General features: G+C 53.1%; 25 protein-coding genes, 4 tRNA genes and 1 other RNA gene. 21 read left to right on the forward strand and 9 right to left on the reverse strand.

Going from position 1 to position 26,007, the window contains the following annotated elements:
* Positions 1-36: 36 nt before the first annotated feature.
* From sucC to pnuC, 20 genes are all read left to right on the forward strand, one after another.
* Entirely contained in the window at positions 37-1,203 is a 1,167-nt protein-coding gene (gene sucC, locus GEAM_RS03935) for an ADP-forming succinate--CoA ligase subunit beta (RefSeq protein WP_034788478.1), read from the forward strand.
* Positions 1,203-2,075 (forward strand): succinate--CoA ligase subunit alpha, encoded by an 873-nt coding sequence (gene sucD, locus GEAM_RS03940; RefSeq protein ID WP_034788481.1) that lies wholly within the window; start codon positions 1,203-1,205, stop codon positions 2,073-2,075. The genes sucC and sucD overlap by 1 nt, the downstream gene beginning before the upstream one ends.
* Before the next feature lie 690 nt (positions 2,076-2,765).
* Positions 2,766-4,334, forward strand: coding sequence for a cytochrome ubiquinol oxidase subunit I (cydA, locus tag GEAM_RS03945; RefSeq protein WP_034788484.1), 1,569 nt, complete (start codon positions 2,766-2,768; stop codon positions 4,332-4,334).
* A gap of 14 nt (positions 4,335-4,348) precedes the next feature.
* Positions 4,349-5,488 (forward strand): cytochrome d ubiquinol oxidase subunit II, encoded by a 1,140-nt coding sequence (gene cydB, locus GEAM_RS03950; RefSeq protein ID WP_034788489.1) that lies wholly within the window; start codon positions 4,349-4,351, stop codon positions 5,486-5,488.
* 27 nt (positions 5,489-5,515) lie between these two features.
* Positions 5,516-5,635, forward strand: a complete 120-nt coding sequence (cydX, locus tag GEAM_RS22530) for a cytochrome bd-I oxidase subunit CydX (RefSeq protein ID WP_072009860.1) — start codon at positions 5,516-5,518, stop codon at positions 5,633-5,635.
* Positions 5,635-5,928 carry a cyd operon protein YbgE gene (gene ybgE, locus GEAM_RS03955; protein WP_034788494.1) on the forward strand — a complete coding sequence of 98 codons (294 nt, stop codon included), beginning with the start codon at positions 5,635-5,637 and terminating at the stop codon, positions 5,926-5,928. The genes cydX and ybgE overlap by 1 nt, the downstream gene beginning before the upstream one ends.
* A gap of 150 nt (positions 5,929-6,078) precedes the next feature.
* Positions 6,079-6,483, forward strand: a complete 405-nt coding sequence (ybgC, locus tag GEAM_RS03960) for a tol-pal system-associated acyl-CoA thioesterase (RefSeq protein WP_034788497.1) — start codon at positions 6,079-6,081, stop codon at positions 6,481-6,483.
* A complete protein-coding gene (gene tolQ / locus GEAM_RS03965) occupies positions 6,480-7,169 on the forward strand; it encodes a Tol-Pal system protein TolQ (RefSeq protein ID WP_034788502.1) in 690 nt (229 codons plus the stop codon). The genes ybgC and tolQ overlap by 4 nt, the downstream gene beginning before the upstream one ends.
* A gap of 11 nt (positions 7,170-7,180) precedes the next feature.
* Entirely contained in the window at positions 7,181-7,609 is a 429-nt protein-coding gene (gene tolR, locus GEAM_RS03970; RefSeq protein WP_034788505.1) for a colicin uptake protein TolR, read from the forward strand.
* 128 nt (positions 7,610-7,737) lie between these two features.
* The gene (gene tolA / locus GEAM_RS03975) at positions 7,738-9,012 is read left to right on the forward strand and encodes a cell envelope integrity protein TolA (RefSeq protein WP_034788507.1); all 1,275 of its coding nucleotides are present in this window, start codon (positions 7,738-7,740) and stop codon (positions 9,010-9,012) included.
* Between the two features lie 132 nt (positions 9,013-9,144).
* A complete protein-coding gene (gene tolB / locus GEAM_RS03980; RefSeq protein ID WP_034788509.1) occupies positions 9,145-10,437 on the forward strand; it encodes a Tol-Pal system beta propeller repeat protein TolB in 1,293 nt (430 codons plus the stop codon).
* 46 nt (positions 10,438-10,483) lie between these two features.
* The gene (gene pal, locus GEAM_RS03985) at positions 10,484-10,993 is read left to right on the forward strand and encodes a peptidoglycan-associated lipoprotein Pal (RefSeq protein ID WP_034788511.1); all 510 of its coding nucleotides are present in this window, start codon (positions 10,484-10,486) and stop codon (positions 10,991-10,993) included.
* Positions 10,994-11,002: 9 nt separating this feature from the next.
* A complete protein-coding gene (gene cpoB / locus GEAM_RS03990) occupies positions 11,003-11,785 on the forward strand; it encodes a cell division protein CpoB (protein ID WP_034788512.1) in 783 nt (260 codons plus the stop codon).
* 184 nt (positions 11,786-11,969) lie between these two features.
* Positions 11,970-12,045, forward strand: a tRNA-Lys gene (locus GEAM_RS04000).
* A 44-nt stretch (positions 12,046-12,089) separates the two neighbouring features.
* Positions 12,090-12,165 (forward strand) — tRNA-Lys (locus tag GEAM_RS04005).
* Positions 12,166-12,202: 37 nt separating this feature from the next.
* Positions 12,203-12,278: transfer RNA gene (locus GEAM_RS04010), tRNA-Lys, on the forward strand.
* 79 nt (positions 12,279-12,357) lie between these two features.
* A tRNA-Lys gene (locus tag GEAM_RS04015) sits at positions 12,358-12,433 on the forward strand.
* A gap of 13 nt (positions 12,434-12,446) precedes the next feature.
* Positions 12,447-12,568, forward strand: a non-coding RNA gene (locus GEAM_RS22535) — RtT sRNA.
* Positions 12,569-12,823: 255 nt separating this feature from the next.
* A complete protein-coding gene (gene nadA / locus GEAM_RS04020) occupies positions 12,824-13,885 on the forward strand; it encodes a quinolinate synthase NadA (protein WP_034788522.1) in 1,062 nt (353 codons plus the stop codon).
* Positions 13,886-13,922: 37 nt separating this feature from the next.
* On the forward strand, positions 13,923-14,645 hold the full coding sequence (gene pnuC / locus GEAM_RS04025; protein WP_034788524.1) for a nicotinamide riboside transporter PnuC: 723 nt from the start codon (positions 13,923-13,925) through the stop codon (positions 14,643-14,645).
* Positions 14,646-14,709: 64 nt separating this feature from the next.
* Here pnuC and zitB read toward each other — a convergent pair whose 3' ends face one another.
* The 4 genes from zitB to GEAM_RS04045 form a co-directional block, all read right to left on the reverse strand.
* Complete coding sequence (gene zitB / locus GEAM_RS04030) at positions 14,710-15,654, reverse strand: CDF family zinc transporter ZitB (RefSeq protein ID WP_034788527.1); 945 nt, start codon at positions 15,652-15,654, stop codon at positions 14,710-14,712.
* Between the two features lie 8 nt (positions 15,655-15,662).
* Complete coding sequence (locus GEAM_RS04035; protein ID WP_034788529.1) at positions 15,663-18,839, reverse strand: ATP-binding protein; 3,177 nt, start codon at positions 18,837-18,839, stop codon at positions 15,663-15,665.
* A gap of 8 nt (positions 18,840-18,847) precedes the next feature.
* Complete coding sequence (locus GEAM_RS04040) at positions 18,848-19,456, reverse strand: response regulator (RefSeq protein ID WP_034788532.1); 609 nt, start codon at positions 19,454-19,456, stop codon at positions 18,848-18,850.
* A 167-nt stretch (positions 19,457-19,623) separates the two neighbouring features.
* Complete coding sequence (locus GEAM_RS04045) at positions 19,624-19,962, reverse strand: protein YbgS (RefSeq protein ID WP_034788535.1); 339 nt, start codon at positions 19,960-19,962, stop codon at positions 19,624-19,626.
* A 226-nt stretch (positions 19,963-20,188) separates the two neighbouring features.
* Here GEAM_RS04045 and aroG point away from each other — a divergent pair, with 226 nt between their 5' ends.
* The gene (gene aroG, locus GEAM_RS04050) at positions 20,189-21,241 is read left to right on the forward strand and encodes a 3-deoxy-7-phosphoheptulonate synthase AroG (RefSeq protein ID WP_034788538.1); all 1,053 of its coding nucleotides are present in this window, start codon (positions 20,189-20,191) and stop codon (positions 21,239-21,241) included.
* An 87-nt stretch (positions 21,242-21,328) separates the two neighbouring features.
* Here aroG and gpmA read toward each other — a convergent pair whose 3' ends face one another.
* The 5 genes from gpmA to galT form a co-directional block, all read right to left on the reverse strand.
* A complete protein-coding gene (gene gpmA, locus GEAM_RS04055) occupies positions 21,329-22,081 on the reverse strand; it encodes a 2,3-diphosphoglycerate-dependent phosphoglycerate mutase (protein WP_034788541.1) in 753 nt (250 codons plus the stop codon).
* A gap of 154 nt (positions 22,082-22,235) precedes the next feature.
* Complete coding sequence (locus tag GEAM_RS04060) at positions 22,236-22,568, reverse strand: PsiF family protein (protein ID WP_034788547.1); 333 nt, start codon at positions 22,566-22,568, stop codon at positions 22,236-22,238.
* Between the two features lie 171 nt (positions 22,569-22,739).
* Positions 22,740-23,786, reverse strand: a complete 1,047-nt coding sequence (gene galM, locus GEAM_RS04065) for a galactose-1-epimerase (RefSeq protein WP_034788550.1) — start codon at positions 23,784-23,786, stop codon at positions 22,740-22,742.
* Positions 23,780-24,928: a galactokinase gene (gene galK, locus GEAM_RS04070; protein WP_034788553.1), complete on the reverse strand. Its 1,149-nt coding sequence runs from the start codon at positions 24,926-24,928 to the stop codon at positions 23,780-23,782. Before galK ends, galM begins: the two co-directional genes overlap by 7 nt.
* Complete coding sequence (gene galT / locus GEAM_RS04075) at positions 24,928-25,977, reverse strand: galactose-1-phosphate uridylyltransferase (RefSeq protein WP_034788557.1); 1,050 nt, start codon at positions 25,975-25,977, stop codon at positions 24,928-24,930. Before galT ends, galK begins: the two co-directional genes overlap by 1 nt.
* Between the last annotated feature and the right edge of the window lie 30 nt (positions 25,978-26,007).

Here is a 26,007-nt window from a genome sequence, read left to right on the forward strand (position 1 = left end):
CATAGAGATGCCTTACTACTGAATGGATAGAACATCATGAATTTACACGAGTATCAGGCGAAACAGCTGTTCCTACGCTACGGCCTGCCAGCACCATCAGGCTTCGCCTGTTCCACTCCGCGCGAAGCGGAAGAAGCAGCATCAAAAATCGGTGCTGGCCCGTGGGTAGTTAAATGCCAGGTTCACGCTGGCGGCCGCGGTAAAGCGGGCGGCGTGAAAGTGGTTAAAAGCAAAGAAGAGATCCGCGCTTTTGCTGAAAACTGGCTGGGCAAACGCCTGGTGACTTACCAGACAGACGCACAAGGTCAGCCGGTAAACCAGATTCTGGTTGAAGCCGCGACTGATATCGACAAAGAGCTGTACCTCGGCGCAGTGGTTGACCGTAGCTCCCGTCGCGTGGTGTTCATGGCTTCTACCGAAGGCGGCGTGGAAATCGAGAAAGTGGCAGAAGAAACGCCACACTTGATCCACAAAGTTGCTCTGGATCCACTGGCAGGTCCACAGCCTTACCAAGGCCGTGAACTGGCGTTCAAACTGGGTCTGACCGGTAAGCAAGTTCAGCAGTTCACCAAGATCTTCATGGGTCTGGCGACTATCTTCCTTGAGCGCGACCTGGCGCTGATCGAAATCAACCCACTGGTTGTGACCACTGCTGGCGACCTGATCTGCCTCGACGGCAAACTGGGCGCAGACGGCAACGCACTGTTCCGTCAGCCAGAATTGCGCGAAATGCGCGACCACAGCCAAGAAGATGCCCGTGAATCTCAGGCTGCGCAGTGGGAACTGAACTACGTTGCTCTCGACGGCAACATCGGTTGCATGGTTAACGGCGCGGGTCTGGCGATGGGTACTATGGACATCGTTAAACTGCACGGCGGCGAGCCAGCTAACTTCCTCGATGTAGGCGGTGGCGCAACCAAAGAGCGCGTAACCGAAGCGTTCAAAATCATCTTGTCTGATGAAAAAGTTAAAGCGGTATTCGTTAACATCTTCGGCGGCATCGTGCGCTGTGACCTGATTGCCGACGGTATCATCGGCGCAGTAGCAGAAGTGGGCGTCAACGTGCCAGTGGTGGTACGTCTTGAAGGTAACAATGCCGAGCTGGGTGCTAAGAAATTGGCGGACAGCGGTTTGAACATCATTGCAGCGACCAGCCTGACCAATGCGGCTCAACAAGTCGTCGCGGCAGTGGAGGGGAAATAATGTCGATTTTAATCAACAAGAACACCAAAGTTATCTGTCAGGGTTTCACCGGCAGCCAGGGTACTTTCCACTCTGAACAAGCGGTTGCTTACGGCACCAAAATGGTTGGCGGCGTAACGCCGGGCAAAGGCGGCACCGAGCATCTGGGTCTGCCAGTGTTCAACACCGTGCGCGAAGCCGTGGAATCTACAGGCGCTACCGCTTCTGTTATCTACGTTCCAGCTCCGTTCTGCAAAGACTCCATCCTGGAAGCTATCGACGCGGGCATCAAGCTTATCATCTGTATCACTGAAGGCATCCCTACGCTTGATATGCTGATTGTGAAAGCTAAGCTTGAGCAAACTGACGTGGTAATGATCGGGCCAAACTGTCCGGGCGTTATCACGCCGGGCGAATGCAAAATCGGCATCATGCCGGGCCACATTCACAAGCCGGGCAAAGTGGGTATCGTTTCCCGCTCTGGTACCCTGACTTATGAAGCCGTTAAGCAGACCACTGACAACGGCTACGGCCAGTCAAGCTGCGTTGGTATCGGCGGTGACCCGATCCCAGGCTCTAACTTCATCGATATCCTGAAACTGTTCCAGGAAGATCCACAAACTGAAGTTATCGTGATGATCGGTGAGATCGGTGGTAACGCAGAAGAAGAAGCTGCCGCTTACATCAAAGATCACGTGACCAAGCCGGTTGTTGGCTACATCGCGGGCGTGACTGCACCTAAAGGCAAACGTATGGGCCACGCAGGTGCCATCATTGCCGGTGGTAAAGGTACTGCTGACGATAAATTTGCTGCATTAGAAGCCGCTGGCGTGAAGACTGTTCGCAGCCTGGCTGACATCGGCGACGCAGTAAAAGCGGTTCTGCCAAACTAAATAACTTCGCGTTATTATTTAAATTAAGGCCACTTTCGAGTGGCCTTTTTTATTGCTGCTATAATATTTAACAATTAGCTATTTAGATGATTATTTTTAACAATTAAACTCTGCGTTAATTGGAAAATAAATAGTGATAATTGAATTTATAATGTGGCAATAATGATATTTGTTTCACCATAAATTCACAAATAATTAACCCGTCGGCTTCCAATAAAACCGAATGAAACCAATAATTAACATAGTCTAAGATTTTTTGTAGAAACCCTAAGAACCATATAGAAATAAGTCGCCAGATAGGCTTAAATTGTCGCAGATCAATATCAGGGTATCCTGATGTCTAAGCCATTAATTGACCTGTGTTAGGAATACGATTTAGCTCACGTAAAACCTATTTATTGTGTGGGATTAGTGGCGTAACATTGTGAACCTGTAATATCAGTACCCAAGAACAGATCTAGGTTGCTAACTTTCCCAATCTTCATATCCCTTAGTGCTGCGGCCTTGTTTGCAGATTCTTTGCCTCCGCATGCGGTGAGATTGGGCGTCAAACGCTACAGTTATCAGTAGCGTATTCGACAGGTTTACTTGTTTGGCAGGTTTTGAAATTGGAAGTCATGAGGCGTTCCGGCAATCGGTTCGTCAGAGAGTCGCAAGTTGGAGTCTTCCTCCGAGGAGCAAGGGGTCAAGATGTTTGATATCGTTGAACTGTCGCGTTTACAGTTTGCTTTAACTGCCATGTACCATTTCTTATTTGTCCCATTAACGCTAGGCATGGCGTTTTTACTGGCAATTATGGAAACGGTATATGTACTTTCCGGCAAACAAATCTATAAAGATATGACCAAATTCTGGGGCAAGTTATTTGCAGTTAACTTTGCTCTGGGTGTGGCCACGGGTTTGACCATGGAATTCCAATTCGGAACCAACTGGTCATATTTCTCACATTACGTCGGTGATATCTTTGGGGCCCCGCTGGCCATCGAAGGTTTAATGGCGTTCTTCCTTGAATCCACGTTAGTCGGTTTATTCTTCTTTGGCTGGGACCGTTTATCAAAAGTCCAGCACATGACGGTAACCTGGTTTGTGGCACTAGGCTCAAACTTATCCGCACTCTGGATCCTGGTCGCCAACGGCTGGATGCAAAACCCGATTGCTTCTGACTTCAACTACGAAACCATGCGCATGGAAATGGTCAGCTTCTCCGAGCTGGTCTTAAACCCGGTTGCACAGGTTAAATTCGTTCACACCGTGGCGGCAGGCTATGTCACCGGCGCGATGTTCATTCTGGCTATCAGCTCTTACTACCTGTTGAAAGGCCGCGACGTTGGCTTCGCTAAGCGTTCATTCGCCATCGCAGCAAGCTTCGGCCTGGCGGCTACGCTGTCCGTTATCGTGCTGGGTGATGAATCCGGTTACGAAATGGGTGACGTGCAGAAAACCAAGCTGGCGGCTATCGAAGCAGAGTGGGACACCCAACCTGCACCGGCCAACTTCACGCTGATTGGCTTGCCAAATCAGGACAAGATGGAAAACGAATACTCCATCCAAATTCCTTACCTGCTAGGCCTGATTGCCACGCGCTCCATCGATACGCCAGTCACGGGTCTGAAAGACCTGATGGCGCAGCATGAAGTGCGTATTCGTAACGGGATGAAGGCTTACACGCTGCTGGAAGAGTTGCGCTCAGGCAATACCGACCCAACCGTGCGTAGCGACTTCGAGAGAACCAAGCAGGATCTGGGCTACGGCATGCTGCTGAAACGCTATACGCCGAACGTGGCGGATGCCACCGAAGCGCAAATCCAGCAGGCGACCAAAGACTCCATTCCTCGCGTTCTGCCGCTGTACTTCGCTTTCCGTATCATGGTGGCCTGTGGCTTCCTGATGCTGGCGATTATCGGCCTGTCGTTCTTCATGGTACTTCGCGGCAAGATTGGTCAGAAGCGTTGGCTGCACCGCGCGGCACTGTGGGGCTTACCGCTGCCATGGATCGCCGTCGAAGCAGGGTGGTTTGTTGCCGAATATGGCCGCCAGCCTTGGGCAATCGGTGAAGTCTTGCCGACGGCTATCGCTAACTCTTCGCTGACTCGCGCTGACGTGTTGATGTCGATGGGGCTGATTTGCGGTCTGTACACCTTGTTCCTTATCGCTGAGATGTTCCTGATGTTCAAATTCGCCCGTCTGGGGCCAAGCAGCCTGAAAACCGGCCGCTACCACTTTGAACAACCTTCAGCACCGCTTGAACAAGCTCGGTAATAGGGAGTCTAGCTATGTTTGATTATGAAGTATTAAGATTCATTTGGTGGGCATTGATCGGCGTGCTGTTCATTGGCTTCGCCGTGACCGACGGTTTCGACATGGGCGTGGGCATCTTGCTACGCATCATTGGCAAAACCGACACTGACCGCCGCGTTATGATCAACTCCATTGCTCCGCACTGGGACGGCAACCAAGTCTGGCTTATCACCGCGGGCGGTGCGCTGTTCGCCGCATGGCCAATGGTCTATGCCGCCGCATTCTCCGGCTTCTATGGTGCGATGATCCTGGTGCTGTGCGCCTTGTTCTTCCGCCCATTAGGTTTCGACTACCGTTCGAAGCTGGAAAACGCGCGCTGGCGTGGCATGTGGGACTGGGGCATCTTCATTGGTAGCTTCGTGCCTGCATTGGTGTTCGGCGTGGCCTTCGGCAACCTGCTGTTGGGCGTGCCATTCCACATCGACAACGACTTGCGCCTGTTCTACACCGGCAGCCTGTTCGAGTTGCTGAATCCATTTGGCCTGCTGGCGGGTATTGTTAGCCTGACCATGCTTATCACGCAGGGCGCGACCTATCTGCAAATGCGTACCACCGGTGAACTGCACTTACGCACTCGCACGGCCTCGCAGATTTCAGCCTTGGTAATGATGGTGTGCTTCCTGTTAGCTGGCGTTTGGCTGGTGAAAGGGATCGATGGCTATCTGGTGACCTCAACGCTGGATCACGCAGGTCCATCTAACCCGCTGCATAAGACTGTCGCACATCAGGCTGGTGCATGGCTGGTGAACTTCAACAAGATGCCGGGCCTGTGGGCTATCCCTGCATTGGGCGTTATCTTGCCACTGTTCACTATCCTGTTCTCACGCATCAATAAAGGCGCACTGGCCTTCGTCAGTAACTCACTGACCATCGCCTGTGTCATTTTGACTGCCGGGATCACCATGTTCCCATTCGTTATGCCGTCGATCACTAACCCTGACGCCAGCCTGACCATGTGGGACGCAACCTCGACATTACTGACCTTGAAAGTGATGACCGTGGTGGCCTGTATCTTCGTGCCGATCATTCTGATCTACACCAGTTGGGCGTATTACAAGATGTTTGGTCGTCTCGACAAAACTTACATCGAAAACAACAAACACTCTTTGTATTAATCGTTCAACTGAACGGGAGATAACACTATGTGGTATTTTGCGTGGATCCTCGGGACTCTGTTAGCGTGCTCATTCGGCATTATTACGGCACTGGCTTTCGAGCACAGTGAAGAAAATAAAGCCGCTGCGGCGAAAGAGCGCGAATAATGAGCGCGCTCGCGGATAGAGTTTATGCCGTGACTGACAAGGGCCCCCTGCGGGTCCTTTCATTAGTGATGGCGCTCGTATTAGCTGGATGCGTATTTTGGCAACCGGGTGAGTTCGCTTCTTCCACCAGTCAGTTGCAAGTCTGGCATGGGATCATTCTGATTTGGGCAGTCTGTACTGGCCTAATTCACGGCTTTGGATTCCGTCCACATCGCTCTGTATGGAAAGCGTTCTTTTCACCACTCCCGGCGATGATTATTCTGCTGGCGGGGCTGGTTTACTTTTTTAGCTAGTTTGTTTATCTAATATTGATAGATATTTACACTACTTTTCCTATGGGCCATTCAGGCCCATAATTATTTTCGTTCCTGACTTGCAACCCATTCCCATCAAGAAATCTCTTGCGTATAGTAGGCCCGTCAAATTGCATTACGGGATGTAGAGTGAGTAATTCGTTGTTCCGATGGCCGGTCCGTGTTTATTACGAAGACACAGACGCTGGTGGGGTGGTTTATCACGCCCAGTACATCGCCTTTTATGAAAGGGCTCGCACAGAAATGTTGCGCCAACGCAATATTCACCAGCAACAGTTGTTGGATGAACACGTCGCTTTTGCTGTCCGCCGCATGACGGTCGAATACTTGGCTCCTGCTTGTCTTGATGACTTGCTGGATGTCCAAAGTGAGATAACGTCTATCCGGGGGGCCTCACTTACCTTTGCACAACGAATTCTTGATGCACGTGGCAACCTTCTGAGTACAGCAGAAGTGTTGATTGCATGTATCGATCCACACCAAAAGAAGCCAAGAGCGCTTCCTAAGTCTTTTGTCGCGGAGTTTAAGCAGTGACTGACATGAACATTCTTGATTTATTTTTAAAGGCCAGCATCCTGGTTAAGCTGATCATGCTTATTCTGGTGTGCTTCTCTGTCGCGTCTTGGGCAATCATCATTCAGCGCACTAAGGTGTTGAATGCTGCTACGCGTGAGGCAGAAGCGTTTGAAGATAAATTCTGGTCCGGTATCGAGCTTTCACGTCTTTATCAGGAAAGCCAGGGCCGCCGTGAGACTCTCACTGGCGCAGAACAAATTTTCCATTCAGGTTTCAAAGAGTTCGCTCGTTTGCACCGTGCAAACAGCCATGCGCCAGAGTCGGTCATCGACGGCTCATCTCGCGCCATGCGTATCTCTTTCAACCGTGAAATGGAAACTCTCGAAACCCACATTCCTTTCCTCGGCACCGTTGGTTCTATCAGCCCATACATTGGTCTGTTCGGTACCGTTTGGGGGATCATGCACGCGTTCATCGGTTTAGGCTCTGTTAAGCAGGCCACCTTACAGATGGTTGCGCCGGGTATCGCCGAAGCCTTGATCGCGACAGCAATCGGTCTTTTCGCTGCTATTCCAGCAGTTATGGCCTATAACCGATTGAACCAGCGCGTGAACAAGCTCGAGCAAAACTACGACAACTTTATGGAAGAATTCACGGCTATCCTGCACCGTCAGGCTTTCTCTCGCGAAACAAGCAGTAACTAAAGGGGGATAGCATGGCTCGAGTACGTGGTCGCCATCGTCGCGAATTAAAGTCAGAGATTAACATTGTTCCGCTGCTCGACGTGCTGTTGGTACTGCTGCTGATTTTCATGGCTACAGCGCCAATCATCACGCAAAGCGTGGAAGTTGATCTACCTGATGCGACAGATTCTAAAACTGTATCTACTGATGATAACCCGCCGGTCATTGTTGAAGTCTCCGGCGTGGGCCAATACACCATCGTGGTGGATCATCAGCGTATGGAGCAGTTGCCGGAACAGCAGGTTATTGCGGAAGCAACCAGCCGCATCCAAGCCAATCCGAAGACAGTCTTCCTGATCGGCGGTGCAAAAGATGTTCCTTATGATGAAATCATCAAGGCGCTGAACATGCTCCATCAGGCAGGTGTGAAATCTGTCGGGCTTATGACACAGCCTATTTAACGATAGGTAATTTGTAACACTTATTGGAAACCCGGCTTTTCTTGGCCTGATAAAACAGTTGTCTGCAAAGCGATAACTGGTGCAGAAGAAATCCGGGTTTTTGGCAATCCTGTGTTGGGAAATCTATTTTGGTAAAGGCAACTGCAACTGAACAAAACGATAAGCTCAAACGCGCCGTTATTGTTTCGGTCGTTCTGCATATCATCATAATTGCCCTGCTTATCTGGGGATCGCTGGACGAAGATACCAGCATGAGTGGCGGTGGCGGCGGGAGTGATATCTCAGCCGTTATGGTTGATCCAAGCGCGGTGGTTGATCAGTACAATCGCCAGCAGCAGCAACAAGCCGATGCTCAACGTGCTGCACAATCCCGTCAGAAAAAGTCCGAGCAGCAGGCTGAAGAACTTCAGCAGAAGCAGGCAGCAGAGCAGCAGCGACTGAAAGAATTAGAGAAAGAGCGTTTGCAAGCACAGGAAGATGCTAAAGAGCAGCAAAAACAGGCTGCGGAACAACAAAAGCAAGCTGCCGAACAGCAGAAACAGGCCGCTGCGGAGCAACAGAAAGAAGCTCAGGAGCAGGCGCAGAAAGCCGCCGCTGATGCCGCTGCTAAAGCGAAAGCTGAAGCCGCCAAGCAACAGGCTGATGCTGCTGCTAAGGCGAAAGCCGAAGCGGATAAAGTCGCTAAAGCTCAGGCCGACGCGCAGAAGAAAGCGGCTGCCGAAGCGAAGAAACAGGCTGAAGCAGAAGCCGCAGCCACTGCGGCAGCTGCCAAGAAGCAAGCCGAAGCCGAGGCCAAAAAACAGGCTGAAGCTGACGCGAAGAAACAAGCTGCTGCTGACGCGAAAGCCGCCGCAGCCGCAGAAGCGAAAGAAAAAGCAGAAGCTGCTGCTCAGGCTAAGGCCGATGCTGCTGCTAAAGCGAAGGCTGACGCCGCCGCTGAGAAGAAAGCTGAAGCTGCCGCTGCTGCTAAAAAAGCGGCTGCGGACAAGAAAGCCGCTGCCGCCGCTGCGGCGAAAGAGTCCGAGTCTGTTGATGACCTGTTTGGTGGTTTGGCTAATTCCAAAAACGCGCCGAAAGGTGGTGGTGGAGCTAGCGCGCCAGCAGGGCAGGGCAAGAACAAGGCAGCCGGTGCTTCTGGTGCAGATATCGCTAACTATGGCAGCCAAATTAAGGCAGCTATCGAAAGCCGGTTCTATGATGCTTCTTCGTATGCAGGCAAAACCTGTACGTTACGCATTAAGATGGAACCCGATGGTACACTGAGAAGTGTGACGCCAGAGGGGGGGGATCCGGCACTCTGTCAGGCGGCTGTTGCAGCAGCTCGACAGGCCAAATTCCCGAAACCACCGACAGAAGCTGTTTACGAGATATTTAAAAATGCGCCATTGGACTTCAAACCATAGTAATAGTCGAAAGTTATCGTTTTTCGGATTATTACGAAGGTAAATGTGGTCGACTTATAGTTTTGTGTGCGTTGGTTTGTTAAAATTCTGCTAATTTATCGCGGGCAGATCGGTCCAGATAAGGGAGATACAATGAAGCAGGCATTTCGAGTAGCGTTTGGCCTTTTGATACTGTGGGCGTCTGTGTTACACGCAGAAGTTCGCATTGAAATTACCCAAGGGGTCGACACCGCTCGCCCGATTGGTGTGGTGCCTTTTAAATGGGCTGGTCCTGGTAATCCGCCGGAAGATATCGGTGCTATCGTTGCTGCTGACTTGCGTAACAGCGGTAAATTCAACCCGATTGATGCATCACGCATGCCTCAACAACCGACAAGTGCATCAGAAGTGACTCCTGCTGCTTGGACGGCGCTGGGTATTGACGCGGTGGTTGTTGGTCAAGTTCAGCCAAGTGCTGACGGCAAGTATTTGGTGTCTTACCAGCTGGTTGATACCTCTGGTTCACCGGGTACTGTTCTGGCCCAGAACCAATACCAAATCACCAAGCAGTGGCTGCGTTATTCCGCACACACCGCCAGTGATGAAGTGTTTGAAAAATTAACCGGCATTAAGGGTGCGTTCCGTACTCGTATTGCTTACATCGTGCAGACCAACGGCGGTAAATTCCCGTACGAATTACGCGTTGCTGACTACGATGGCTATAACCAGTTCGTGGTTCACCGTTCACCAGAGCCTTTGATGTCTCCGGCTTGGTCTCCAGACGGTAGCAAACTGGCTTACGTAACATTCGAAAGTGGGCGTTCTGCTCTGGTTGTACAGACTCTGGCTAATGGCGCAATCAAACAGATCGCATCATTCCCGCGTCACAACGGTGCTCCCGCGTTCTCTCCAGACGGCAGCAAACTGGCCTTCGCCTTGTCTAAAGGCGGCAGTCTGAACGTTTATGTAATGAATCTTGGCTCGGGTCAAATCACCCAAGTTACTGATGGACGTAGCAACAACACCGAACCAACCTGGTTCCCAGACAGCCAGACGCTGGCTTTCACCTCGGATCAGGGCGGTCGTCCACAGCTTTATAAAGTCGGTATTAATGGCGGTGCGCCTCAGCGTCTGACCTGGGAAGGTTCTCAGAATCAGGACTCTGATGTCAGCTCGGATGGTAAGTTCCTGGTTATGGTGAGCAGCAACAATGGCTCGCAGCACATCGCTAAACAAGATCTAGTAACGGGAGCCGTTCAAACATTGACGGACACGTTCCTGGATGAAACGCCTAGTATCGCCCCAAATGGCACCATGGTGATTTACAGCGCCTCTCAAGGTCTGGGTTCCGTGTTGCAGTTGGTCTCGACTGATGGGCGTTTCAAAGCGCGTCTTCCGGCAACTGATGGACAGGTAAAATTCCCTGCCTGGTCGCCGTACCTGTGATGCATATAAAACTATGTATGGCAAAAATTATAAAAGGATCAACGAGATGCAACTGAACAAAGTGCTTAAAGGGCTGCTGCTGGCTGTGCCTGTACTGGCAATCGCCGCTTGTAGTTCTCACAAAAGCGCAGACAATGGCCAATCTGGTATGGGCGCTGGCGCTGGCACTGGTGCAGAGAGCGGCAACATGTCTTCTGAAGAGCAAGCGCGTCTGCAGATGCAAGAACTGCAAAAGAACAATATCGTTTACTTCGGTCTGGACAAGTACGATATCGCTTCTGACTTCGCTCAAATGCTGGATGCGCACGCTGCATTCCTGCGCAGCAACCCTTCATACAAAGTGACTGTTGAAGGTCATGCGGATGAACGTGGTACTCCGGAATACAACATCGCTCTGGGTGAGCGTCGTGCTAACGCAGTTAAAATGTACCTGCAAGGCAAAGGCGTTTCTGCTGACCAGATCTCTATCGTTTCTTACGGTAAAGAGAAGCCAGCTGTACTGGGCCACGACGAAGCGGCTTACGCTAAAAACCGTCGTGCCGTACTGGTATACTAAGAGAGTCGCATGAGCAGTAACTTCAGACATCACTTGTTGGGTCTGTCGTTACTGGTTGGCGTAGCGGTCCCATGGGCCGCTACTGCCCAAGCGCCAATCAGTAATGTCGGCTCAGGCTCGATAGACGATCGAGTCACCTCTCTGGAGCGTATTTCTAACGCTCACAGCCAACTATTAACTCAACTTCAGCAACAACTCTCTGACTCCCAACGTGATATTGACTCTCTCCGTGGTCAAATTCAGGAAAACCAATATCAGTTAAGTCAGCTCGTTGATCGCCAAAAGCAAATCTCTCAGCAGATGGACAGCCTAAGCAGCCAGGGTTCTGGTAATGCCAATGCTGCCGCCTCAGGAGCTGCTGCCGGCGCAGCCGGTGATTCATCAACTCCTGCACCTTCGCAGGCTCCTGCCAGCACGGGTGATGAAAACACTGACTACAATGCTGCCGTTGCACTAGCCCTGGAAAAGAAACAGTACGATCAGGCTATTTCAGCTTTCCAGGCGTTCATCAAGCAATACCCGAAATCGACTTACCTGCCTAATGCCAACTATTGGTTAGGCCAGTTGTATTACAACAAGGGTAAGAAAGATGATGCGGCTTATTTCTACGCCGTGGTGGTTAAAAGCTATCCTAAGTCTCCAAAAAGTTCGGACGCGATGTACAAGGTTGGGGTGATCATGCAGGAGAAAGGTCAGGCTGATAAAGCCAAGGCTGTCTTCTCGCAGGTCGTAAAACAGTACCCAAATACCGATGCGGCCAAACAAGCTCAAAAACGCTTGTCTTCACAGTAATTCGTTATTCAGGTCCAGAAAATATCCATTTCGATGGTTTTCTGGGCTTGAATGCGTGAAGAACAAGCAGTCAGACTTTTTTCTTCAATTAAACGTTGCACTGAAAAGTTATATAAGTAATATATGCCGCCGTTGCCTAGGCAACTGTAACGCGTTAAAGCAGCGAGAGATTTAGTGTTTGAGCGGGCCGTTAGCTCAGTTGGTAGAGCAGTTGACTTTTAATCAATTGGTCGCTGGTTCGAATCCAGCACGGCCCACCACTAAATCAAAATGTTTTGATGCGAAGTATTAAGAAGTAGACCGTGGGCCGTTAGCTCAGTTGGTAGAGCAGTTGACTTTTAATCAATTGGTCGCTGGTTCGAATCCAGCACGGCCCACCACTTCTTAACTACGACAGGCAGTACCGCAACACAGCGCGGGCCGTTAGCTCAGTTGGTAGAGCAGTTGACTTTTAATCAATTGGTCGCTGGTTCGAATCCAGCACGGCCCACCACTTTTAGATAAGTGGCAGCATAGGGAGTGATTCGTTTTCAACGAATTGCGCAGCAGTAAGAAGTATCGCGACATACCGCGGGCCGTTAGCTCAGTTGGTAGAGCAGTTGACTTTTAATCAATTGGTCGCTGGTTCGAATCCAGCACGGCCCACCACTTTTAAGTGGAAACAATAGTAAAACAGTGCAGGATGAGAACCACTGGTTCGAGCCGAGCGAAGCGAGACGACAACGCGAACGCGTTGCCCGCAGGGTGAGGTCGAAGACCGAATCAATCCAGCACGGCCCACCACTTCTCTGATAAGAACCTGTTAAGAGAAGAAGACTAAAACGCCTCAAGGCGTTTTTTTCGTTTCTAGCCCTCCTAAACCTCCAATCTCCTCACCTTTTTTAAGTCCCTTAAACACTTTTATCTTAAAGCACAAAATACAAGCGACTTTTCTCCACATCTGCGCTATTTTGTTTAGCATACAAAACAAATGGGTGTTTTATCCCATTATTGGTGCCTTTGTCAGACTGAGCCCCTGACGACAAGAGATGATGAGCGATGAGCGAGACTTTAGATCTGAACGCCGCGGTGTATCCATTTCCTCCTAAGCCTGTGCCTTTAAGCCAGGATGAAAAAGCCTTCTATAAAGCCAAGATTAAAACTCTGCTGAAGCAGCGCAATGCGGTGATGGTTGCGCACTACTACACTGATCCTGAGATTCAGCAGTTAGCCGAGGAGACGGGAGGTTGTGTGGCCGACTCGCTGGAGATGGCGCGCTTCGGCAGCCAGCATCCGGCTTCAACTCTGCTGGTCGCGGGCGTGCGCTTTATGGGTGAGACGGCGAAGATCCTCAGCCCGGAGAAAACTGTGCTGATGCCAACCCTCAATGCCGAGTGTTCTCTAGACCTAGGCTGCCCAGAGCAGGCGTTCTCTGATTTCTGCGACAGCCACCCGGATCGCACCGTGGTGGTTTACGCCAATACCTCGGCGGCAGTTAAGGCGCGGGCTGACTGGGTGGTGACTTCGAGCATCGCGGTGGAGCTGATTGAGCACCTCGACAGCTTGGGTGAGAAAATCATCTGGGCACCTGACCGCCATCTTGGCAACTACGTGCGTAAGCAGACGGGTGCCGACGTGCTGTGCTGGCAGGGCGCCTGTATCGTGCATGACGAGTTCAAGACACAGGCACTGACGCGCATGAAGGCGCTGTACCCAGACGCGGCGGTGCTGGTGCATCCTGAGTCACCGCAGGCGATTGTAGATATGGCCGATGCCGTGGGTTCTACCAGCCAGCTGATTCAGGCGGCCAAGAGCTTGCCTAACAAAAAACTTATTGTGGCCACCGATCGCGGTATTTTTTACAAAATGCAGCAGGCGGTGCCGGATAAAGAGTTGTTCGAAGCGCCAACCGCCGGTGAAGGGGCAAGTTGCAGAACCTGTGCGCACTGCCCGTGGATGGCAATGAATGGCCTGAAAGCCATTGCCGAAGGGTTAGAGCTGGGCGGTGCCGAGCACGCGATTGAGGTGGATGAAGCACTGCGCGTGAAGTCATTGATTCCACTGAACCGCATGCTGGACTTCGCCGCACAGCTTAAGCTGCGGGTGCAGGGCAACGCGTAAACATTTTCATTAACGAAGGCTACAGAAGGGAATCGCGATGGATTTTTTCAGCACCAGCAATATTCTGGTTCATATCCCGCTCGGTAAAGGCGGCTATGACCTGTCGTGGATTGAAGCAATCGGCACGCTGTTTGGCCTGTTGTGCATCTGGTTTGCCAGCAAAGAGAAAATCATTAACTACCCGTTTGGCCTGATTAACGTCACGCTGTTCGCGGTGATCTTCTTCCAGATCCAGCTCTACGCCAGCCTGCTGCTGCAGATATTTTTCTTCGCGGCCAACATCTACGGCTGGTACGCGTGGAGCCGTCAGACAGAGGATAAACAGGCCGAGCTGCAAATCCGCTGGCTGCCTCGTGGCAAAGCGCTGGTGTGGGGCGCGGTCTGCGTGATTGGCATTCTGTTTATGACGTTCAACATCGACCGGGTATTTGCGGCACTCAGTCTGGTTGCCGTCAACCTGATGCAAGGGCTGGGGCTGAATGTGCATATGCCTGAGCTGCAACCCGACGCTTTCCCGTTCTGGGACTCGTCAATGATGGTGTTGTCGATTATCGCCATGCTGCTGATGACCCGCAAATATGTGGAAAACTGGCTGGTGTGGGTGGTCATCGATGTGATTAGCGTGGCGATTTTCGCTTATCAGGGCGTGTATGCCATGGCGCTGGAATATGTGCTGTTAACGCTGATTGCGCTGAATGGTTCGTGGCTATGGATTAAGAGCGCCGCTCAGAATGGCTCTAAGCCGCTACAGCGCGTTTAAACAGAAGTTAGTACGATTTACTCAAGAGCCTCCCATCGGGAGGCTCTTGGCGTTTGAGGCGGGATTAATGATGGTGGTGCGCGTGGCTGTGACCGAGATGGCTATGGCCTTCTTCCGCCACGCTGTCGCTTATCACGCAATCCGGCGTGTTACAGGTGCCGTATTCCATCTGAATGGTGGCGTGGCCGATACGGTATTTATCCAGAAGGTAAGCCTGAATTCGGCCTAACAGCGCGTCGTGGTCGTGAGGCGGAACTACCTGCACGTGCAGCGTCATCAGGCGTTTCTCGCCGATTTGCCAGACGTGAACGTGATGAACGCTGCGCACTTCGGGAATGGTGACGGACAAGTCTTTGCGTAGTTTCTCAATATCAATTTCCTGCGGCGTGCCTTCCAGCAGCTCGTGGAAACTCTCTTTCATCAAACGCCACGCGTTGTTCAGCACCAAGCAGGAAACCAGAACCGACAGAATCGGGTCGATAGGCGTCCAGCCGGTTTTCATGATGATAATGGCTGCCGCCACGGCACCAATAGAACCCAGCAGATCTCCCAACACGTGCAGTGCCGCCGCGCGCACATTGATGTTGGCTTTCTCTTCGCCCTGATGCAGTAGCCAGAATGAGAACAGGTTGGCAATCAGGCCAGCAATACCAATCGCCAGCATGGTGCCGCCCATCACGGGCTGCGGGTTGGCGAAGCGCACGATGGCTTCCCAAACAATCAAAATGACGATAACCAGCAGGGCAGCGGCGTTGACGAAGGCCGCCATGGTGGTCAGGCGCAGGTAGCCAAAGGTGTGGCTGGCGCTCGGTTTGCGTTTCGCGAAATGCACCGCCAAGAGTGCGATGAGCAGGGCCGCGGCGTCGGTCAGCATATGGCCAGCATCGGCGATCAGCGCCAGCGAGCCTGAGATCAGGCCGCCAATGACTTCGACAACCATGAAGATGACGGTGACCAAGAAGGCTAACAGTAACCGACGGCTATTTTTATCCTGTGGTAGAAATGACATAGCTTTCCTTAAGTGATGATTTGCCGGTTTTCAGCAGCCGGAGTGACTTGTCTATCAAGCTGCTGAAGCAAATCCTGCAACAGTTGATGCATTGTAGTATAGGCCTCGGTGGCAGTCTTGCCTTGCTGACAGACGCTGATCACCGCCTGAAATGCCTCGGCAGGCTGCTGATAGCCTAGGATCAGCAGGCTGCCTTTCATTCGGTGCGCCGCATCTTTCAGAGTTTCCCTATCTTGCTCGGCGTAAGCCTGAGCCGCGCGCAGCTGGTCTTCTCGCAGAGTACGAAGCAGCGTCTCGCGGAGCTTCTCAATCAGCACAGGGTCGTGATTGCCGGTTAGGGCCAAACGCTCGCCAATATCCTGAAATACTGACCTATTGGCGGGAAGCAGTTGGCGAATATCTTCTAGTAAAATCGGCTTGGTCAGGCAGTGTGGCACATTGAGCTGTTGCAGCGGCAGGCGGGTGAACTCCTGCACGTCCGCCGAGCAGAGCACGATTTGGCTGGCCGCAAGCTGCGGATGGTGGCGCTCGTGGCGGCGAATCAGCTTGGTCAGCAGCACGCCGTCGGGGCGCGGCATGTTGTAGTCGATAAACAGCAGTTCAAACGGGCGCTCGGCGTGAGCCTGCAACAGCGCGCGGCCATCATCAAACAGCGTCGCGGTAATGCCCAAGGCGGCAAGCTGGCGCTGCATCAGCAGCAGGTTAGTCGGGTGGTCATCAATCACCGCCACGCGGAGCTCGCCTATGCTAGGAGCCGAAGGCGCAGGCGGCGGGGCGACAACTGGCTCGTGGGTTTCAGCCGCCGGAAGCACCACTCGAACCTCGGTGCCGACATCCAGCCGCGAATGCAGCTCAATCTTGCCGGACATCTTCTCAACAATCTCTTTGCACACTGACAGGCCCAGCCCGCTGCCCTGAACCGAGAAGCGCTGGGCGCTTTTGGCGCGGTAATAGGGCTGGAAAAGCATGTCCACTTCGTCGGGATCAATGCCGCATCCGCTATCCAGCACGCGGATATCCAGTTGATCCTGCTGCCAGCGTAACTCGACCCGGATTTCCCCTTGTGCGGTAAATTTGATCGCATTGCCAATCAGGTTATTCATCACCTGCATCAATCGATCGCTATCTATCAGCACTCTGTCGGGCAGAGAGGAGAGGGCGGTGACCTGAAAAGTCACCGGCTTCTTGCCAATCAGCGGCGGGTAGAGGCGGCTAAGCTGGGCTATCCATTCGGTGGGTGACATTGGCTTGGGTGCCAACGTCAGAATGCCGCTATCCAGACGGGCGTGGTCCTGAAGGTCATTCAGCAGGTTCATCAGCGAGGACGCCGAGCTGTAAATCACCGGCAAGTTTGAGCTGCTGGCGGGCTGGTGCTGAAGTTCCAGCTCGAGCAGGCCCAGAATGGCATGCATCGGCGTGCGCAGTTCGTGACTCAAGGTGGCGAGGAACTGGCTCTTGCTGCGGTTGGCCGCTTCGGCCTGCTGGCGTGCCAGCTCAATCATCTGCCTTTCCAGCCGCTCTTTGCGCTGTTCTCGGCGCTGTAGCCATTGGCGGCGAGCCAGAATCACCAGCAGCACCGCGACGATGCTGGCCAGCAGGCTCAACAGCCACGTGGTTTGCGGCGGCATGCGGTTGTCATTGACGGCATCAATGAGATTGCGGCGGTCGCTGGTCCAGTCGTCGCGCAGGGATTGCAGTGTCTGCGGCGGGATCTGCTGGAGGCTTTTGTCCAAAATCGACAGCAGCAGCGGAGAGGCCGCGTCGACGCCAAAGGAGATCGGATAAGAGATATTATTGGCGGCGAAGGCCAGCTTTATCTGACCGGAATAGCGCGAAAGCGAGATGAAGTTGGCCGAAACAATATTGTCGACCAGCGCGTCGATTTGGCCATTAGCCAGAGCGTTATACAGGGTTTGGGTGTCGTCGAATTCGGTTTGCTGAATATCTGCCGGGAGCAGCGAGGTGGCGAGATCGCCGCGTATCACGCCAATCCGTTTGCCAGCCAAGTTCTGCCACGTCGAGACACCTTCGCTGCTTTGGCGGACATACACGCCCCACAGTGAGCGATGAAAAGGCATGCTGCTGAGGTAGTTCTCGCGCGAATTGGCCGACAGAGGCAGTACTGCGCGGAACAGCGCCTCTCCCTGATGCACCTGCGCATCGGCGCGCTGCGGGTTGCTTCCCCACAGAGGTTCAAACTTCAGCCCAGCGTTCTGCGCGATAATATTGAGAATATCCACCACGTAGCCGTGCGGCAGGCCGTCAGAGCCGCGATAAACAAAGGGATAATCGTTCTCGGTGGCGGCATAGGTGACCTGCGGATGCTGGCGCACCCACTCCTCTTCCATGGGGGTCAGCGAGGCGTTTCCAGCGTCCAAATAGCTGGGAATGGGCTTATTCCAGCGGCCTTGCAGGGTGTTCATTACCTCCATCGGCGTGGTGGTGATGGTCTGGTTGAGCACCGCGAGCAGGGCCGGGTTTTTACTGACGAAAACAAAAGAGAGATTGCCGAAATCCAGAGCACTTTCAATGCGATAGATTTGCCCCAGCTGAAGCTGATCCAGTATAAAACTGGCGCTGGCTTCATCGGCAATCAGGTAATCACTTTTGCCATTCAGCAGCGAGTAAATAGCCTGAAGGTTGTTATCGAACAGGTGGACATCCGGGGTTAATTTGCTAATGCGATCAAAAGCCTGCATGCCGGTCATCTTGCTAATAGCAATCTGGGCGTCGTGGGAATTGACCATCACCTGACGGCCATTTTGCCGGTTTCGCAACACCCGCAGCGGGCTAACGTAATAAGGCTTTGAGGCCCACATCCCCGAAGGCAGAGCATTTAGCGGAATACCGTAAAACAGATCGATATCCCCCTGAGCCAGCGCGCTCTGCAAAGCGGGCAGGGAAGGGTAACCGCGCAGGTCAAGCGTGATACCTAAAGCCTGCTGAACATAGCTCAGGTAGTCGGCATTTAGCCCATAAAAGTCATTGTTGATCAGAATGTTATAAGGGCTGGTGTTATCGCTCAGAATGCCAATGCGCAGGGTTTTGCCGCGCCACGGGTTATTCACGCCGTTAAGCAAAACATCGGTGGGCAGACTGAGGTTGTTCATTAAATGCAGGGTGGTGGGGGCCGCCTGCAGGGGAGGAGCCAGCAGCAAAAACAGCAGCAGCCACAGGCCGCGCATGACCTTGCTCACTGCTGCAACTCTTTATACACGGCTGCCAGCTCGAACAGATTCTTAGCGCCGGTTTTACGCAAAATGGTGTTTTTATGGGTGCTGACGGTTTTATTGCTGATGTTGAGCATTTCGGCGATTTGCACATTCGACAGCCCTTGTGACAGCAGCCCGATGACCTGTAGCTCTTTCGGCGTCAGCGCCAGCGACTCTTCCACCTCTTCCTGCTGGCAAAGGTTGATGAAGTCCGGGAAGCTGCGCTCACCCTGACTTAGTCCATCAATGGCGGCGATAAGCTGCGGCATCGGCCGGCCCTTGCTGACAAAGCCGCTGGCCCCGGCGTTAAAGGCCAAACGAGCATACACCTCTTCCTCCTGCGCGGTGTAAATCAGCACGATAAGATTAGGGTAGTGGCGCAGCATGCGGCGCATCAGTTGTAGCCCGTCGACCTGTGGCAAGCCGATATCCAGCACCACGAGGGCAAACTGCTGTTCACTCAGGGAGGCCATAGCCTGAACGTCATCTTCGACGCTGGTCACCTGCCAAGAGAAAGCCGATTTTTGCAGGGCAGCTTCGAGAGCAACCTGAACGAGGGGGTGATCGTCAACGAGGAGCAAGGCTGGCATAAAATACGTTCACTACGAGTGGTCAAAAGGACTTTCAGCATAACCGAAGCCGGATCGCTTGCAAACGCTGATAAAAAAGGGAGCCGAGGCTCCCTTTAGACAGTTAACGAGGTGGATTAATCACGGAAGCTTTGTTTTCCGTCATAACACCTTTGGGTCATAACACCTTAATTACCGGTAGCTTTAGATTGGTTGGTGCCCGGAACTTGGTCTGGGCAGCGACCGTCTTTACACATGGCCTTTTTGTGATCTACCGTTTTCTTATGTGCTTCGCTGTGTTTCTTGGTGGTGTTCTTGTGCGCTTTGTCTTTATGCACTTCGTTCACTGGCTGGTCAGTGTTGTTGATTTTGCTGTTATCAACATTGTTCGGGGCAATTTTCTGGATTGAACCCGGATCGTTCGCCTGATTCGCTGCGCCATTGCCTGAACCTGAATCATCTGCAAAGGCTGCACCCGTACCCATCGCCATCGAAGCTGCAAATACCATCATAATGATCTTCTTCATACCTGACTCTCCATCTCATGGTTGTGAATTTTCATTTGTCGTAGGGCTGTACAAAAAACGCCATATCTAAAGATTAGCTTAAGTTAGACAGGTCGAAGGATTATTGAGACTAATCGCAATAGCCATACTGGCTTAAAGTGCATTTACACCAGCTGACAATGCAGCTAGATTGGATGCGTTCAGCATTCTGCTACGCCTTTATTGTGAAATACCCATTGGAACAGTTATGACCTATCAAAACGACGATTTACGCATCAAAGACATTAAGGAACTTTTGCCGCCTGTAGCCCTGTTAGAGAAATTCCCCGCTACCGACAAAGCCGCAAAAACGGTATCCCAGGCACGCAATGCCATTCATAAGATACTGAAAGGAAACGATGATCGTTTACTCGTCGTTATTGGCCCTTGTTCGATCAATGACCCAAAAGCAGCCAAAGAGTACGCTGCACGTTTACTGAGCCTGCGCGAAGAACTGCGCGGTGACTTGGAAATCGTGATGCGCGTTTACTTCGAAAAACCACGTACCACCGTGGGCTGGAAGGGCTTAATCAACGATCCACACATGAACAACAGCTTCCAGATTAATGATGGTTTACGCATCGCGCGTAAATTGTTGCTGGATATTAACGACACCGGCCTGCCGGCTGCTGGCGAATTCCTCGACATGATCACGCCACAGTATTTAGCAGATTTGATGAGTTGGGGCGCTATCGGCGCGCGTACCACTGAATCTCAGGTACACCGCGAGCTGGCGTCCGGCCTCTCTTGCCCAGTTGGCTTCAAAAACGGCACCGATGGCACCATCAAAGTGGCCATCGACGCTATCAACGCGGCGGGCGCGCCACACTGCTTCCTGTCGGTCACCAAATGGGGCCACTCGGCGATTGTCAGCACCAGCGGCAACAACGACTGCCATATCATTCTGCGCGGCGGCAAAGAGCCAAACTACAGCGCTGAAGATGTGAAAGCAGTGAAAGAAGGCCTGAAGAAAGGCGGCCTGCCAGCGCAAATCATGATCGACTTCAGCCACGCTAACAGCAGCAAACAGTATAAAAAGCAGATGGAAGTCTGTACTGACGTTTGTGGCCAACTGGCAAACGGCGAACAGTCGATTATTGGCGTGATGGTTGAAAGCCACTTGGTGGAAGGCAACCAGAGCCTCGACAGCGGCGAACCACTGGTTTACGGCAAAAGCGTCACCGACGGCTGCATTGGTTGGGAAGACACTGAAGTGCTGCTGCGCCAGTTAGCGGATGCTGTGAAAGCGCGTCGCGGCTAAGTTTTAGCACGCCGCTCGCTGAAAAGCAGACATAAAAAACGGGGCCGATTGGCCCCGTTTTGCTATCTGAAGTTTAGCCGAGGCTAATTACTTCGCTTTACCTTGGTTAGCAACGGCTGCGGCTTTCGCTGCGATCTCGTCGGCATCACCTAAGTAGTAGCGTTTGATAGGTTTGAAGTTCTCGTCGAATTCGTAAACCAATGGAACACCGGTAGGGATGTTCAGTTCCAGGATTTCGTCTTCGCTCAGATTATCAAGGTATTTAACCAGCGCACGCAGGGAGTTACCGTGAGCAGCAACGATCACGCGCTCGCCGCTTTCAATGCGTGGTTTGATAACGTCAGTCCAGTAAGGGATAACGCGATCGATGGTCAGAGCCAGACTTTCCGTCGTTGGCAGCTCTTCAGGGCGCAGTTTTGCGTAACGCGGGTCGTGCCCTGGGAAACGCTCATCGCTCTTGTCTAATTCTGGTGGGGTTACCGCGAAGCCGCGACGCCACTGTTTAACTTGCTCGTCGCCGTATTTAGCAGCGGTTTCAGCTTTATCCAGACCCTGCAACGCGCCGTAGTGACGTTCGTTCAGTTTCCAGGATTTCTCAACTGGCAGCCAAGGTTGGTCCAGTTGGTCTAATACGTTCCACAATGTGTGGATAGCGCGTTTCAGCACGGAGGTGTAGGCGAAATCGAACTGGAAGCCTTCGTCTTTCAGCAGTTTACCCGCAGCTTTAGCTTCTTTCTGCCCTTTCTCGGACAGGTCAACATCGTACCAACCGGTAAAGCGGTTTTCTTGGTTCCACTGACTTTCGCCGTGTCTTACCAGAACCAGCTTGGTTACAGCCATAGCTAAACTCCTCAATTAACTGAATATTCAATGATAACTGTTATCATTATATGGCTTGTGCGCCGCAGACGGCAATCTGATTGTTGCATCTCATGCTGCCTGCGGCGCGCATTGGTCACTCACCATAGCGAATTTAAGAGTTCAGTTCAGCCGCTTAGCCTGCTTTTTTCAGGCAAGTGCTCATGAACGTCTTACGGGCATCACCTTTCAGCTCTTTTTTGGCTGCGTCGGCATTACAGGTTTTCATCTTGTTTTGTTGGTCGGTCAACTTCTGATCCGGCTTAGTTTCAGCCTTCAAACAGTGGCTCATAAAGGTTTTACGCTCATCGCCTTTCAGCGACTGCGTGGTGGCCTGTTGATTACAATCAGTCATTTTCTGACGTTGTGCCGTCTGCGCGGCAGAAGGGGCTTTTACAGCATCAGCGGCAAGTGCCGAGCCGCCAATGAACAGCGTAGTAAGCAGAGGTAAAACCACAGATAAACGCATAACGGATTCCTTTTCAGACGTCCCACTAACGGGACACCCCCTAAGCGTAGATCGGCCTTTGCGCTTTAGCATTAAAAAAGCGTAGCAGCTGTCGCAGAAAGTGAAGGAAAGGGGAGAGTGCGCAAAGAAAACAGGGCCTTGCGGCCCCGTCGGTCTGAATCATGTGGCGGTTTATAATGCGAAAAATTGATAAACCGTCTGCGAACGATAGCTCTGACCGGGTTTTATCCAGCAGCTAGGCTGCGGCCATTCAGGGTGGTTTGGGCTGTCGGGCAGGAACTGCGTTTCCAGCGCTACTCCCTGAAAGTTTTCATACTCTGCGCCAGAGCGATTCGGCGTACCGCGCAGGAAATTGCCCGTGTAGACCTGTAGCGCGGGCGCTGAGGTAAATACGCTCATTTTAACCTTGCCGTCGGCTGACCACAGGTGCGCCGCCGGATGCTCCGCGCTGTTACAGGTGCGGTTGAGTAACCACGCGTGGTCATAGCCTTTCACACGCTGCTGCTCTCGGTCGCGCAGGAAATCCTCGGCCAGCGTTTTTGGCGCGCGGAAATCCAGCCCGGTGTGCTCGACTGGCGTCAGGTCGGTACAGGGAATGCCATCGCTGTTGACCGGCAAGAAACGCTCGGCGAACAGTTGCAGCGTCTGTTTGCGGGCATCGTGCCCCTCGCCATCCAGATTGAAATAGGCATGATTAGTCAGGTTAACCGGGCAGGGCTGATCGACCGTCGCCTGATAGCGAATTTCCAGCCGATGGTCATCGGTGAGGCGATAGTGGACCTCGGCGGTCATATTCCCCGGATAGCCCTGATCGCCATCGGCAGAGAGCAGTTGGAAGCTCACCGCCTGCGCGCTGCGTGACAACAGCGTCCAGCGCCGCGCGTTAAAGCCTTCAGGCCCGCCGTGCAGCTGGTTTTCACCCTGATTCGGCACCAGCGCATACGTCTGCCCGTCAATCGTCAGCTGAGATTTAGCAATACGATTGGCGTAGCGACCAACGGTTGCGCCAAGGTAGGCGCTTTGATTGACATAGCCCTGCGGCGTTTCGCAGCCCAGCAGCAGCTCGCGCTTGCTGCCATCGGCGAGAGGGAATTCCAGCGAAAGCCACGTCGCGCCCCAATCCATGAACGTGGCGGTAGTGCCCGCCGCATTCTGAATGGTTATTAGCTCGAACGGGTCACCGTCCGGGGCTAATTGGGTGTTTTCCGGTTTTAGCATACGCCCGCTCCCTGAGACGCGGTGCAGACGTAAAACGTCTCTTTCAGCCCGGTTTGCTCAGGGTATTCACGGGCCACCGCGCTGCGCACGTCGTCAACCAAAGATTCAGGAATCAGCGCCACGATACAGCCGCCGAAGCCGCCGCCGGTCATGCGCACCCCGCCGTTATCACCAATCACGTTTTTAACAATGTTCACCAGCTTGTCGATTGGTGGCACGGTGATTTCGAAGTCGTCGCGCATGGAGGCGTGAGATTCTGCCATCAGCAGGCCCATTTTCTTCAGGTCACCGGCAGCCAGAGCATCCGCCGCCGCCAAGGTGCGGGCATTTTCGGAAATAACATGGCGAGCGCGGCGGGAAACCACCGGATCCAGCTCGTCAGCCACCACGTCAAACTGCTCTTGCGTCACGTCGCGCAGTGCTTTCACGCCAAAGAAGCGGGCGGCGGTTTCGCACTGCTCGCGACGCTGGTTGTATTCGCTGTCCACCAAACCGCGTTTCACATTGGAGTTGATGATCACCACCGCGGCGTCTTTTGGCATCGACACCGCGCGGGTTTCCAGCGAACGGCAGTCAATTAGCAGTGAGTGATCTTGCTTGCCGAGGGCGGAAATCAGCTGATCCATGATCCCGCAGTTACAGCCGACGAACTGGTTTTCAGCTTCCTGACCATTAAGCGCCAGCGCCACGCCGTCCAGCGGCAGGTCATACAATGATTTCAGTGCCTGACCGACTGCCACTTCCAGCGATGCCGACGAGCTAAGGCCCGCGCCCTGCGGCACGTTGCCGCTAATTACCATGTCCGCACCGGAGAAATCTTTGTTGCGCTGGAGCAGGTGTTTCACCACGCCGCGCACATAGTTGGCCCAAGGCAGAGTTTTGCTGCTCAGGATCGGATCGTCGAGGGAGAACAGGTCTTCCTGATTGTCGTAATCTGCCGCCACCACGCGGATCTGGCGGTCATTGCGCTGGGCGCAGGCGATCACCGTTTCATAATCAATGGCGCAAGGCAGCACAAAGCCGTCGTTATAATCGGTGTGCTCGCCAATCAGGTTAACGCGACCCGGTGCCTTGACAGTGATAGTCGCCGGGTAACCGAATTTCTGTTCGAAGATTTCTAAGGTTTTGTTTTTCAGACTCATCATTTCACTCCGGCTTCACGATAGTGGACATCACTGACGGCGCGCAGGCGCTCGGCGGCTTGCTCAGCGGTCAGGTCGCGTTGGGTTTCGGCCAGCATTTCGTAGCCAACCATAAATTTACGCACCGACGCCGAACGAAGCAGCGGCGGATAGAAATGGGCGTGGAGCTGCCAGTGCGCGTGGTCGCCTTCGGTGAACGGCGCGCCGTGCCAACCCATCGAGTAGGGGAAGGAGCACTGGAACAGGTTGTCGTAGCGGCTGGTGAGCTTTTTCAGCGCCAGCGCCAGATCACTGCGCTGGGCGTCGCTCAGCTCGGTGATGCGCTGCACGTGGGCCTTGGGCAGCAGTAAGGTTTCGAACGGCCACGCCGCCCAATAAGGCACAACGGCCAGCCAGTGCTCGGTTTCCACCACGGTGCGGCTGCCGTCGGCTTGCTCACGCTTGGCGTAATCGAGCAACATCGGCGAACCCTGCTGTTGCAAGTATGCGCGCTGCAAACGGTCTTCGCGCTCGGCTTCGTTCGGCAGGAAGCTGTTGGCCCAAATTTGGCCGTGCGGGTGTGGGTTAGAGCAGCCCATGGCCGCGCCTTTGTTCTCAAAAACTTGCACCCACGGGTAGGTTTTCCCCAAGTCCGCACTCTGCTCTTGCCACGTTTTAACCACTTCTTCTAACGCGCTTAGCGACAGCTGCGGCAGCGTTTTACTGTGGTCTGGTGAGAAGCAGATAACCCGGCTGGTGCCGCGCGCGCTCTGAATACGCATCAGCGGATCGTCGCTTTCTGGCGCGAAAGGCGTGTCGGGCATCAGCGCGGCAAAGTCGTTAGTGAAGACGTGGGTGCCGTGGTAATCCGGGTTCACATCGCCGGTCACGCGGGTATTGCCCGGACAAAGGAAGCAGTCAGGATCATGCTGTGGCAGCGTCTCCTGCGACGGCGTTTCCTGCTGGCCTTGCCACGGACGTTTCGCCCGGTGCGGGCTGACCAAAATCCATTGGTCAGTCAGCGGGTTATAGCGTCGATGTGGATGATCAATCGGGTTGAATTCTGACATGTTAATTCCTTTATTCGGGCAGTAGCGCGC

This window comes from Ewingella americana ATCC 33852 (assembly GCF_000735345.1).
Taxonomy (GTDB): domain Bacteria; phylum Pseudomonadota; class Gammaproteobacteria; order Enterobacterales; family Enterobacteriaceae; genus Ewingella; species Ewingella americana.

Bases quoted from the DNA above. Each gene is read 5' to 3' on its own strand.
- gpmA (WP_034788541.1), bottom strand. From the start codon at position 22,081: ATGGCTGTAACCAAGCTGGTTCTGGTAAGACACGGCGAAAGTCAGTGG.
- GEAM_RS04045 (WP_034788535.1), bottom strand. From the start codon at position 19,962: ATGAAGAAGATCATTATGATGGTATTTGCAGCTTCGATGGCGATGGGT.
- tolB (WP_034788509.1), top strand. From the start codon at position 9,145: ATGAAGCAGGCATTTCGAGTAGCGTTTGGCCTTTTGATACTGTGGGCG.
- galK (WP_034788553.1), bottom strand. From the start codon at position 24,928: ATGAGTCTGAAAAACAAAACCTTAGAAATCTTCGAACAGAAATTCGGT.
- pal (WP_034788511.1), top strand. From the start codon at position 10,484: ATGCAACTGAACAAAGTGCTTAAAGGGCTGCTGCTGGCTGTGCCTGTA.
- tolR (WP_034788505.1), top strand. From the start codon at position 7,181: ATGGCTCGAGTACGTGGTCGCCATCGTCGCGAATTAAAGTCAGAGATT.
- aroG (WP_034788538.1), top strand. From the start codon at position 20,189: ATGACCTATCAAAACGACGATTTACGCATCAAAGACATTAAGGAACTT.
- GEAM_RS04060 (WP_034788547.1), bottom strand. From the start codon at position 22,568: ATGCGTTTATCTGTGGTTTTACCTCTGCTTACTACGCTGTTCATTGGC.
- cydA (WP_034788484.1), top strand. From the start codon at position 2,766: ATGTTTGATATCGTTGAACTGTCGCGTTTACAGTTTGCTTTAACTGCC.
- sucD (WP_034788481.1), top strand. From the start codon at position 1,203: ATGTCGATTTTAATCAACAAGAACACCAAAGTTATCTGTCAGGGTTTC.
- nadA (WP_034788522.1), top strand. From the start codon at position 12,824: ATGAGCGAGACTTTAGATCTGAACGCCGCGGTGTATCCATTTCCTCCT.
- cpoB (WP_034788512.1), top strand. From the start codon at position 11,003: ATGAGCAGTAACTTCAGACATCACTTGTTGGGTCTGTCGTTACTGGTT.
- GEAM_RS04040 (WP_034788532.1), bottom strand. From the start codon at position 19,456: ATGCCAGCCTTGCTCCTCGTTGACGATCACCCCCTCGTTCAGGTTGCT.
- cydX (WP_072009860.1), top strand. From the start codon at position 5,516: ATGTGGTATTTTGCGTGGATCCTCGGGACTCTGTTAGCGTGCTCATTC.
- pnuC (WP_034788524.1), top strand. From the start codon at position 13,923: ATGGATTTTTTCAGCACCAGCAATATTCTGGTTCATATCCCGCTCGGT.
- GEAM_RS04035 (WP_034788529.1), bottom strand. From the start codon at position 18,839: ATGCGCGGCCTGTGGCTGCTGCTGTTTTTGCTGCTGGCTCCTCCCCTG.
- zitB (WP_034788527.1), bottom strand. From the start codon at position 15,654: ATGTCATTTCTACCACAGGATAAAAATAGCCGTCGGTTACTGTTAGCC.
- cydB (WP_034788489.1), top strand. From the start codon at position 4,349: ATGTTTGATTATGAAGTATTAAGATTCATTTGGTGGGCATTGATCGGC.
- galM (WP_034788550.1), bottom strand. From the start codon at position 23,786: ATGCTAAAACCGGAAAACACCCAATTAGCCCCGGACGGTGACCCGTTC.
- ybgE (WP_034788494.1), top strand. From the start codon at position 5,635: ATGAGCGCGCTCGCGGATAGAGTTTATGCCGTGACTGACAAGGGCCCC.
- galT (WP_034788557.1), bottom strand. From the start codon at position 25,977: ATGTCAGAATTCAACCCGATTGATCATCCACATCGACGCTATAACCCG.
- sucC (WP_034788478.1), top strand. From the start codon at position 37: ATGAATTTACACGAGTATCAGGCGAAACAGCTGTTCCTACGCTACGGC.